At 69.1% G+C, this 9,887-nt stretch carries 10 protein-coding genes and 1 pseudogene; 1 reads left to right on the plus strand and 10 read right to left on the minus strand.

Features of this window, described 5'->3' with window-relative positions; genetic code table 11:
* Together H5J31_RS38565 and H5J31_RS38570 are read right to left on the minus strand one after the other, a co-directional pair.
* Positions 1-1,028: DUF6779 domain-containing protein (locus H5J31_RS38565; protein WP_328701728.1), on the minus strand; the 1,028-nt coding region annotated here is incomplete at its 3' end.
* Positions 1,029-1,097: 69 nt separating this feature from the next.
* Positions 1,098-1,559: a DUF3180 domain-containing protein gene (locus tag H5J31_RS38570; RefSeq protein ID WP_181777601.1), complete on the minus strand. Its 462-nt coding sequence runs from the start codon at positions 1,557-1,559 to the stop codon at positions 1,098-1,100.
* 60 nt (positions 1,560-1,619) lie between these two features.
* On the opposite strand from H5J31_RS38570, the gene H5J31_RS38575 reads away from it, so the two are divergent.
* Positions 1,620-2,561 (plus strand): MerR family transcriptional regulator, encoded by a 942-nt coding sequence (locus H5J31_RS38575; protein WP_181777602.1) that lies wholly within the window; start codon positions 1,620-1,622, stop codon positions 2,559-2,561.
* Between the two features lie 110 nt (positions 2,562-2,671).
* On the opposite strand, the gene folK is transcribed toward H5J31_RS38575, so the two are convergent.
* The 8 genes and pseudogenes from folK to H5J31_RS38615 all read right to left on the minus strand — a co-directional run.
* Complete coding sequence (gene folK, locus H5J31_RS38580) at positions 2,672-3,163, minus strand: 2-amino-4-hydroxy-6-hydroxymethyldihydropteridine diphosphokinase (RefSeq protein ID WP_181777603.1); 492 nt, start codon at positions 3,161-3,163, stop codon at positions 2,672-2,674.
* Positions 3,160-3,519 (minus strand): dihydroneopterin aldolase, encoded by a 360-nt coding sequence (gene folB, locus H5J31_RS38585; RefSeq protein WP_181777604.1) that lies wholly within the window; start codon positions 3,517-3,519, stop codon positions 3,160-3,162. Before folB ends, folK begins: the two co-directional genes overlap by 4 nt.
* Complete coding sequence (gene folP, locus H5J31_RS38590; protein ID WP_181777605.1) at positions 3,512-4,354, minus strand: dihydropteroate synthase; 843 nt, start codon at positions 4,352-4,354, stop codon at positions 3,512-3,514. Before folP ends, folB begins: the two co-directional genes overlap by 8 nt.
* Positions 4,351-4,968 carry a GTP cyclohydrolase I FolE gene (gene folE / locus H5J31_RS38595; RefSeq protein WP_181777606.1) on the minus strand — a complete coding sequence of 206 codons (618 nt, stop codon included), beginning with the start codon at positions 4,966-4,968 and terminating at the stop codon, positions 4,351-4,353. The genes folP and folE overlap by 4 nt, the downstream gene beginning before the upstream one ends.
* Positions 4,934-7,354: an ATP-dependent zinc metalloprotease FtsH gene (gene ftsH / locus H5J31_RS38600; RefSeq protein WP_181777607.1), complete on the minus strand. Its 2,421-nt coding sequence runs from the start codon at positions 7,352-7,354 to the stop codon at positions 4,934-4,936. The genes folE and ftsH overlap by 35 nt, the downstream gene beginning before the upstream one ends.
* Positions 7,355-7,555: 201 nt before the next feature.
* Positions 7,556-8,389 (minus strand): ESX secretion-associated protein EspG, encoded by an 834-nt coding sequence (locus H5J31_RS38605; RefSeq protein WP_181777608.1) that lies wholly within the window; start codon positions 8,387-8,389, stop codon positions 7,556-7,558.
* Positions 8,390-8,687: 298 nt separating this feature from the next.
* Positions 8,688-9,482: an ESX secretion-associated protein EspG gene (locus tag H5J31_RS38610; RefSeq protein ID WP_181777609.1), complete on the minus strand. Its 795-nt coding sequence runs from the start codon at positions 9,480-9,482 to the stop codon at positions 8,688-8,690.
* A 65-nt stretch (positions 9,483-9,547) separates the two neighbouring features.
* A pseudogene (locus tag H5J31_RS38615) lies at positions 9,548-9,887 on the minus strand (hypothetical protein); the annotation flags it as partial.

The raw sequence follows: 9,887 nt of genomic DNA on the forward strand, positions 1-9,887 counted from the left end.
CGGGCGACGGTGGGCATCGACGGCTGCGAGATCTCGGCGCGCGAGACGCCGGGCATCGACGGGCGGGAAACCTCGGCGGGGGTCACCGGCGGCGGGGTCTTGCGCTGGGCGTCGATCCTCGGCATCGGCCGGGAGGTCTCGACGGGGGACATGCCGGGATTCGACATCTCGAGCCGCTCGCGGCGGGCGGCTTCGGCGGCGAGCGCTTCCGCGGCCTTCGAGGCGCGAGCGTCGGCCTTGCGCATGCTGCGGCGGGTGGATTCGTCGGCGGGCTTCGGGCGGGGGACCTGGTTGCTCTGGCCGTAACCGTTGGCTCCGTTACCCGAGCCGTTCGAGCCGTTGGTCCCGTTGACGCCGTTGACCTGGCCGTTCGCGGGTTTTCGGCGAGCAGCGGCCGGGGCGTTCGCCCGCGCGGACGCGGGTTCGAGGACGCGGTCGATCATCTCGGTCGGGCGTTCGCGGCCGCGTTCACGCTCGTCGACGTCGATCGTGGTGCTCTTGGCCGCCATCAGCTGGGGCTTGCCGTTGCCGTTCTCGGAACCGGCGCTCATCAGCTGCTTGTTGTCGAGCGACCGCATCCGGGTGGCCTGCGCGGTGAGCGCGACACGTTCGAGAAGGACCTCGCCACCGCCGAAGAGCGACTGGAGGCTCTCGCGCAGAGCGCTCACCTCGGCTCTGAGCGCTTCGAGCTCGTCCTGGGAGCGGCTGTCGGCGGCCTGCCGGTTCTCCGCTTCCATCTCCAGCTCGAACTCGCGGCGGGCGGCGATCTCGCGTTCCAGTTCGAGCTCGTAGACGGCCTGCGCCTCGGCGACGGCGTCCTCGCTCTGTGAGACGTGCTTGCGGTAGCGGACCGCCAGGAACGCCCCGATCAGGGCCGCCCACAGCGCCGCGACGATACCCAGCCGCAAGTAGCGGAGGTCATCGGAAAGCACCAATGCGAGAGTCGCGCCGACGGCGAGAACCAAGCCGACGACAAGCCACGGCCTACCCGCAAGGCGGCCGCGCGAGTCGTCACCCACCCCGGTCATGCCCAACACCGTACCTTCTAGTAATCCGAACGAGACCTAGTCGGTACTTCGAGCGGTGCCTCTCGAGCGTTAACCGGTCGGCTCGGGATCGCGGTCCCGATCACTGCCCTCGGGGGTCCGGCAGCAGTGTTCGAGCCACAAAGCCGCAGCTACCAGCGCCACCGAGCTGACGAACCCGACCACCGCCGACCGAAGATCACCGGTCGCCGCGAGGAGTTCGTCACGTCGCGGAAAAAGATACGCGAAGGCAGCCAGCCAGACACCCGTCATGGCGGATCCGGCCAAAGACGACGCCTTGGCGAGGGCCACCGATCGGGCGACGGAGATCGCTGAGAGTACGCGGCCCTCCTTGATCCGCGAACGGACGATGAAGGCGAGCACGACCTCGCAGAGCGCGAGGACGAGCAGCGTCGCTCCGGCGAAGAGCGGTAGCGCGGGGATCGAGCCGTAGGCGACCTGGAAGAGCAGGTAGGCCAAGACCAAGCCCAGAAGGCCGGCCACCGCCAGCTCGCGTGGCCGGGTGAAGTGCATGGACCAACGCTACCTGGCAGGCTTGACTCTCCACCAACTGGAGAGTCGACGATGAAGCATATGGGCACCGCAGCGGTTTTCACCATCGGGGAGCTGGCCAAACGGACCGGCCTGCCGGTGAAGACCATCCGCTTCTACTCCGACGAAGGCCTCCTGCCGCCGACGGACCGCACCGGCTCCGGCTACCGCCTCTACGACGCCACGGCGATGGCGCGCCTGGAGCTGGTCCGGACGTTGCGGGAACTCGGGCTGGGACTCGCGGACGTGGAGCGGGCGCTGACCAGGGAAGCGACCATCGGGGACCTCGCGGTCCAGCACGTCGCGGCCCTGGACGAGCAGATCCGGCGGCTGGAACTGCGCCGGGCGGTCCTGCGAGCGGTGGCCAAACGGGACTCACCGCTGGAGGAGGTCGAACTGATGAACAAGCTCGCGTCGATGTCGGACGAAGACCGCAAACGCTTGCTGGACGAGTTCTGGGCGGAGATGGTCGAAGGGCTCGAACTGGATCCGGAGTTCTACGAGCGGATGCGCTCGGCGAAACCGGAACTGCCCGACGACCCGACGCCCGAACAGCTGGAGGCGTGGATCGAGTTCGCCGAACTCGTGCAGGACGACGAGTTCCGCGCGTCCATCCGCCGGATGAGCGAGTGGCACTCGAAGCTCCGCGCGGAGGACGGGGCCGACTACAGCGCACAGCAGCAACAACTGTGGATGGCGTGGAGCGAGAAGGCGTCGGAAATGCTCGAAGCCGGTCTCTCGCCGGATTCCGCGGAAGGCCGGGAACTGGCCGAGACGATCTTCTCGCAGTCCTCGCGGAACGGGCAGGACGCGGCCGACCCGGTCTGGCGGAAGAAGCTGACCGACGGGATGGCGATCAGCACGGACCCGCGGGCGGAGCGGTACTGGTTCCTGCTGGGGAAGATGAACGGCTGGCCGTCGTTCCCCTCGCAGATGCCACAGGCCGAGTGGATCGTCGCCGCCCTCCGCGCCGCGCGGGGGTAGCAAGGGACCTTTGCTCTCACTTTGCCGCCCTGCCACCCTCCGCGTTTAGTCCTCTGAATGCGGTAGTTGCGCGTGCAAGGACCGCATTCAGAGGACTAAACGCGGGGGGGTCAGGCGAGGGTAAGGGACGTCCGGCGGACGGAGGAGACGTCGGATTCGGGGCGCGCGGCCAGGAGGCCGGCGACCGGACCGTGGCCGGGGAGCACCGCGTCGGGCTCGATCTCCAGCCAGGGGATCAGCACGCTCGCGCGCTCCGGCGTGCCGGGATGGGGAAGCAGCAACTGGGGGTCGTCGGAGCGAACCCCGGCCACGGTCACCACGTCGACGTCCAGCGTCCGCGGGCCCCAGCGGAGTTCGCGCACGCGCTCCGCGGCCTGCTCTGCCGCCTGACCGGTGCGCAGCCAGTCCCAGTGATCACGCGCCGGATCGTCGACCAGGACGACGGCGTTGAGGAAGTCCGGCTGGTCCTCGACACCCCACGCCTTCGTCTCGTAGACCGACGAAACCGCGACGAGCGCGGGCCGCACGGCGTCGACGGCCGACCGCAGGAACGCGAGCCGGTCCCCCAGATTCGATCCGAGCGAGAGCAGTGCGCGGCTCATCGTTTACGCGACACCGTGACGGCGACGTCGTCGAAGTTCAGCGGGATCGGCGCGGACGGCTTGTGCACCGTCACCTCGACGCCGGTCAGCCGCTCGTCACGCAGCACCTCGTCCGCGATCTTCCCGGCGACGCTCTCGATGAGGTCGTACGGTTCGCCCGCCACGATCCCGGCGGCGAGTTCCGCGAGTTCGCCGTAGTGCAGCGTCTTGGTCAGATCGTCGGACGCGGCGGCCGGGCCGAGGTCCAGCCACACCACGATGTCGACGACGAATTCCTGCCCGTCACGCTTCTCGTGGTCGAAGACCCCGTGCCTGCCGAAGACCCGCAAACCGGTCAACGTGATGCGGTCAGACATCGGGACTCCCCTTTCGCCAAGCGGCCGCGACGGTCACCGCGTCGATGCTCGCGCCGACCTCGTGCACCCGCACACCCCAAGCACCCGCCGACGCGGCGAGCGCCGACACCGCCGCCGTCGCGTTCTCCCGGCCGTCCGGCGGCGCGGGCGTTCCGTCCTTTTCAGACAGAAGCCGTCCGAGGAACCGCTTGCGCGAGGCGCCGACGAGCACCGGGAAACCCAGTGCCAGAAAGGAATCCAGTCCGTTCAGCAACGCCCAGTCGTGCTCGGCGTTCTTCGCGAAACCGAGCCCTGGATCCAGCACGATCGCGCTCGGGTCGACCCCGGCCGCGACGGCTTCGTCCACTCGGGACAACAGTTCGTCGCGGACGTCGGCGACGACGTCCCCATAGGACGCCAGCGTGTTCATGTCCTTGCTGTGCCCACGCCAGTGCATCAGCACCCAGGGCACAGCGGTCTCCGCCGCGACCTTCGCCATGTTCGGATCGGCCAACCCGCCGGAGACGTCGTTGATGACCGACGCTCCCGCCTCGACGGCGGCGAAGGCGACCTCGGCGCGAGTCGTGTCGACGGACATCGCGACACCGTCGGCCGCCAGCGAGCGGATCACCGGCATGATCCGGGAAATCTCGGTCTCCGCGTCCACCCGGGACGCCCCGGGCCGCGTCGACTCGCCCCCGACGTCGATCAGGTCGGCACCGCGCGCCCACATCCCCCGCGCGTGCTCCAGGGCCTGCTCGACCCCGAGGTAGCGGCCGCCGTCGGAGAAGGAGTCGGGTGTGACGTTGAGAATGCCCATCACCGCGCACCGGCCGGGCTGCGGCAGGGCGGTCATCGACGGCCCTTGATGAGGTCCAGCGCCTCCGACCGCGAGGACGCCGAAGTCTGCAGCAGACCGCGTACGGCCGACGTCGTCGTCCTGGCGCCGGGCTTGCGGATCCCGCGCATGGCCATGCAGAGATGCTCGGCCTCGACCACGACGATCGCGCCGCGGGGCTCGAGCTTGCGCATGAGCGCGTCTGCCACCTGCGAGGTCAAGCGCTCCTGAACCTGGGGCCGCTTCGCGTAGAGATCGACAAGGCGGGCCAGTTTGGACAGACCGGTGACCTTGCCGTGGCCATTCGGGATGTAGCCGACGTGGGCGACACCGTGGAAGGGCACGAGGTGGTGTTCACAGGTCGAGAACATCGGGATGTCCGTCACGAGGACGAGTTCTTCGTGCGCCTCGTCGAACGTGCGGTCCAGGACGTGGTCCGGCTCGGTGTAGAGACCGGCGAACATTTCCCGGTAAGCGCGAGCGACCCGGGCGGGGGTCTCAAGGAGACCGTCCCGGTCCGGATCCTCACCACAGGCGAGCAGGAGTTCGCGTACGGCTTTCTCGGCCCGGTCCTGGTCGAAGACCGGGCTGTCGCCGTTACCGCTTGTCGTCGTCCTGTCCGTCGGTTTCACGCCGCTGCTGTCCCTTGTCCTGCTGCTGATCGGGCTGGTCGGCAAACCAGTCATCACGCGGACGGTCTTCAGCGGGACGCCAGGGCTGGTTCGGCTGGCCGCCCGGCTGCGTGGCCGGGGTCCATCCGGGAGGAGCCCCGTAGTTCGGGGGCCCGCCAACGGGCCCGCCCTGGTAACCGCCTGCCGGACCGCCCGGCTGCTGCCCACCATATGCCTGGGGCCAGTGGCCGGTGCCGTTCGGCCCACCGTTGGGGCGACCACCGTTGGGGTAGGCGCCCGGCTGCGGCGGTGCGTACGGGTTCGCGTTCGGGTCCGGCGGCGGGGCCGGGGTCGAGTAGGGCGGACCGCCGGGAAGCTCGCCACCGCCCTGCGCGGTGCCGACCGGGGTCGGCGCCGGCTGCAGCACCGGCTGCTCCTTCTTCTCCTCCGGCGGGGGCCACGGCTCGCCGCGTTCCATCGCCAGCTCGCCCGGGGTCTTGATGGGCGGCTTGTCCGACGGCTTCCGCTCGCCGAACTCGTTGAAGATGGTGATGTGCGGTCGCTTCTCGACGCTCGCGAAGATCCGCTCGAGGTCCTTGCGGGTCAGCGTCTCCTTTTCGAGGAGCTCGATGACCAGCTCGTCCAGCACGTCGCGGTAGGTGCTCAGCACGTGCCACGCCTCGGTGTGCGCGGTCTCGATGAGCTTGCGCACCTCCTCGTCGATCTCGTGCGCGACCTCGAGCGAGTAGTCCGCCTGGCGGCCGGCCGAGCGGCCGAGGAACGGGTCGCCCTGTTCCTGGCCGTACTTGACCGCGCCGAGCCGGGCGCTCATGCCGTATTCGGTGACCATCGCGCGGGCGATCTTCGTCGCCTGCTCGATGTCGGAGGAGGCACCGGTGGTGGGCTCGTGGAAGACGAGTTCCTCCGCCGTCCGGCCACCCATCGCGAAGACCAGGCGCCCGATCATCTCCGAGCGGGTCATCAACTCCTTGTCGTCCTCCGGGACGAGCAGGGCGTGACCGCCGGTGCGCCCGCGCGGCAGGATCGTCAGCTTGTAGACCGGTTCGATATCCGGCATCGCCCACGCGGCGAGCGCGTGCCCGCCCTCGTGGTAGGCCGTGATCTTCTTCTCCTTCTCGGAGATGATCCGGCTCTTGCGGGCGGGGCCGCCGACGACGCGGTCGACGGACTCCTCCAGCGCGGCGTCGGTGATCACGTGCCCGTTCTGGCGGGCGGTGAGCAGCGCGGCCTCGTTGAGCACGTTCGCCAGGTCCGCGCCGGACATGCCGACCGTCCGCTTGGCGAGGCTGCTCAGGTCGGTGCCCTGCGCGATCGGCTTGCCCTTGGCGTGCACCTCGAGGATCGCCTTGCGGCCGCGCATATCCGGTGCGGACACCGGGATCTGGCGGTCGAACCGGCCCGGGCGCAGGAGCGCCGGGTCGAGGATGTCGGGACGGTTGGTCGCGGCGATCAGGATGATGCCGCCACGCGCGTCGAAGCCGTCCATCTCGACGAGGAGCTGGTTCAGGGTCTGCTCGCGCTCGTCGTGACCGCCGCCGAGGCCGGCGCCACGCTGACGGCCGACCGCGTCGATCTCGTCGACGAAGATGATGCAGGGCGCGTTCTGCTTGGCCTGTTCGAACAGGTCGCGGACGCGGGAGGCACCGACACCGACGAACATTTCGACGAAGTCGGAACCGGAGATCGTGTAGAACGGCACGCCCGCCTCGCCGGCGACGGCTCGCGCGAGCAGCGTCTTACCGGTACCGGGCGGCCCGTAGAGCAGAACGCCCTTCGGGATCTTCGCGCCGAGAGCTTGATATCGCGCGGGGTTCTGCAGGAAGTCCTTGATCTCGTACAGCTCTTCGACGGCCTCGTCGGCGCCCGCGACGTCCCCGAAGGTCGTCTTGGGCATGTCCTTGTTGAGCTGTTTGGCCTTCGACTTGCCGAAGTTGAGGACGCGGTTCCCGCCGCCCTGGGCGTTGTTCATCATCCACATCAGCAGGCCCAGCACCAGGGCCAGCGGGATGGCGAAGATCAGGATCTGGGTGAGGACGTTCTGCTGGGTGACCTTGGTGGTGAACTTGACCGGGTTGTCACCGCTCTTGAGGGCGATGAGCTGCCCGTAGATGGTGCCCGCGACGTTCGCCGGGTACTGCGCGATGATCTGGTCGACCTGCTGGCCCTCGACCTCGATCTTCTTGTTCAGCAGCAGCTTGATCTGCTGCTCCTTGTCCTCTTGCGAGGCTTCCTTGACGTTGTTCGCGGTGATCTGCTGATTCGCGATGGAGATCGGCACCTGGGTATAGCCACGATCGCTGTCGAAGATCGTGTTGTATGCGAGAAACGCCAGTACCGCCGCGAGAATCCAGAGCACTGGGTTCTTGAGCACGCTCTTCCGGTTCATACGACTCGGCCCTGGTGGCCTCGACCCTTCCTGGTTGGGCGGCTCCTGTGATACCCGCCATCACGATCTTGACGACCCATGGTGCTCCGACACCCGCCCCTCAGGATACCGCCCGCCTGGACGGACGAGGGTGGTGAGCCTCTCGGACGTCAACGGCGGACGCTGCGTGAGGGTTCCCGGGGAGTGAGCGTGACGGTCACCCTAACGTGTGTCGACCGCCACACCGGCGACCATTTCGCCGAGCCGCATACGGAGTGTCTTGACGTCCGCGGGTGAGACGGTGACCCATTCGCGTCCGTCCGGACCGGCCTGTGACGTGCTGAGGTACCGCCCGCTGGAGGTGTCGAACCAGCCGATGACCCGTGAGCGCTGCTTCGCGCCGACGTGGGAGCGGCTGTTCGCTGCGAGCTGACCTCCGCGCAGCCGCGGCTGGCCGGTGAGCTTGCCGAACGCCTCCCGCGGGTCCGCGGTGATGCGCTCACTGAGTGAGACGCGAGGCTTCTCCTTGCGACGGGTCTTCGCCGCTTCGGGCTCCTCGGCCTGTTTCGTCGGGTTGACGGCGGCGCGGATCGGCTCGGTCCGGCGGGCGTCGTCGATCGGCAGCGTGACGGAGGCCTCGGAGCCGCGGCGACCCGGCGGGAGCAGGTCGACGACCGCGGTGGGGAGCCCGTCGGCCGGGGCTTCGCGCAGCCAGATACCGCTCTGGTCCTGGATCGCGAGGACGCCGTCGCGGCCGTCGGTGGCGCCGAGGACGGCGATCGTCGGGGCCTGGAATTCGGGGATGTGCAGGGCGTCGATGGTCAGCGAACCGCGGGCGAGGAGGTACAGCCAGTCCTCGATCCTCGGCTCCAGCCTGCCGCGGCTGTCGCGGATGCCGCGGGCCTTGAACTCGACGTCGGTGCGATTGCGCAACGCCCGCCGCTCGGCCTCGGTCGCGCCGTGCGAACGCACGCGCAGCGGGTACGGCGGGTCGCCGAGTTCGGCGGACTCCCAGAGGAAGTCGAACGCCATCGGCGTGAAGTGTTCCTGGTGCATTGCTCCGTGCCCTCCCGGCACCTTGGCTCCTGCTGCGGGCCTGTGCGCGGCTGGTCGCTGTGCGTCAGAACGCCCTGGGGTTCACGATAGCGAAGGGGTCCGACAGGCGGCGAGCGGATGGCGTGAGGTGGTCCTGAGTGGTGTCGTCGGTCGTGCGTGTGAAGGCCCCTGTGCCGCGTGCCGTGGTTAGGCGCCCGGTCTCGCGGGAGGTGTTGCGAAAGCCACTTTCGCAACGTTCAACGTTGCGAAAGTGGCTTTCGCAACACGCCTTCACGGCAGCCGTACCGGGACAAGGGGGTCAGCGAGCGACAGTGGAGTCCGCGGCGATCTTCCCCAGCATTTCCGTGAGCCGGTGCCGCAGGGTCGCCGGATCCGCGGGCGCGATGGTGATCCAGTCGCGGCCGTCCGAGCCGCGGGTGGCCTGGGTGAAGTACCGGCCCGATTGCGTGTCGAACCAGCTCAGCACCGAAGAGCGGCTCCGCGTGCCGTGCCTGCTCCGCGCGTTGGCGCCGAACTGGCCGCCGCGCAGCCGCGGCTGCGCTTGGAGCCGCGAGAGGGCTTTGCGGTCTTCGTCGGAGGTCGCGGTCCCGTCGACCTGCGGCTGGCGGCGCTGGAGGAAGTCCGCCCCCGAGGCGCCGACGAGGCCGTCCAGCGGGAGGGTGATCGACTTCTCCGTGCCGCGCGAGCCCGGCGGCAGGAGGGAGACGATCGCGCTCGCGAGGCCGTCCGGGGCGATGGGGTGGAAGTGGAAGCCGCGCGGATCCTGCACGGTGAGGAGTCCCTCGCCGCCGAGCAGCGACGCGACCGCGAGCAGCGGTTCGGTGTTGGGGTTGTTGAGCTGGACGCAGTCCAGGCTCAGATCCGGCCTCGCGAGGACGCCGAAGAAGTCTTCGATATGGGGTTCGGGACGACCTCGGTCGTCCGCGAGCCCGCGTTGGTTCAGGACCGAGAGCGTCCGCTTCCGCAGGGCGTCACGCTCGTCCACGGTCGCCCCGTGCGAGCGCGCACGAAGCGGGTACGGCAGTTCGCCGGCGTTCGCGGTCTCCCACAGGAAGTCCAGTTCGACCGCGGTGAGCAGTTCACCGTTCGCCATATCCCGCCCCCAAACAGGTCAGCGGGCGCGCGGCCGGTTCGGCCGCGCGCCCGGTGAAAACAGCTCTAGCGATCGTCGTCTTCGGTCCACGCACCGATGACCGGGGGCGGCGTCGCTTCGTTGGCACCGAAGGCGTCGTCCGGGTCGGGCTCGATGAGGAACGACGCGTGCGTGTGCTCCTCTTCCTGCTCGGCCTGCGCGCCGTGGGCACCCATGCCCATGCCGCCGCCCATGCCCTGCATCGGCGGGGTGGCGCCACCACCGATGGTGCCGCTCGAGTTCACGATGCCCTGCTGAGGCAGTGCCTGCGACGCGGCGCTCTGCGCGGGCGCGTTGTCGGACGCGGCCGCGTCGGTGCTGTCGGTCTCCTTGGCACCGGACTTGTTGCCCTGGCCGAGGGCCTTG

The sequence above is a fragment of the Amycolatopsis pittospori genome, assembly GCF_013870525.1.
Classification (GTDB): domain Bacteria; phylum Actinomycetota; class Actinomycetes; order Mycobacteriales; family Pseudonocardiaceae; genus Amycolatopsis; species Amycolatopsis pittospori.

Coding starts and splice junctions, on each gene's coding strand:
- H5J31_RS38570 (WP_181777601.1), bottom strand. CDS start 1,559: ATGCACTTCACCCGGCCACGCGAGCTGGCGGTGGCCGGCCTTCTGGGC.
- H5J31_RS38575 (WP_181777602.1), top strand. CDS start 1,620: ATGGGCACCGCAGCGGTTTTCACCATCGGGGAGCTGGCCAAACGGACC.
- folK (WP_181777603.1), bottom strand. CDS start 3,163: ATGAGCCGCGCACTGCTCTCGCTCGGATCGAATCTGGGGGACCGGCTC.
- folB (WP_181777604.1), bottom strand. CDS start 3,519: ATGTCTGACCGCATCACGTTGACCGGTTTGCGGGTCTTCGGCAGGCAC.
- folP (WP_181777605.1), bottom strand. CDS start 4,354: ATGACCGCCCTGCCGCAGCCCGGCCGGTGCGCGGTGATGGGCATTCTC.
- ftsH (WP_181777607.1), bottom strand. CDS start 7,354: ATGAACCGGAAGAGCGTGCTCAAGAACCCAGTGCTCTGGATTCTCGCG.
- H5J31_RS38605 (WP_181777608.1), bottom strand. CDS start 8,389: ATGCACCAGGAACACTTCACGCCGATGGCGTTCGACTTCCTCTGGGAG.
- H5J31_RS38610 (WP_181777609.1), bottom strand. CDS start 9,482: ATGGCGAACGGTGAACTGCTCACCGCGGTCGAACTGGACTTCCTGTGG.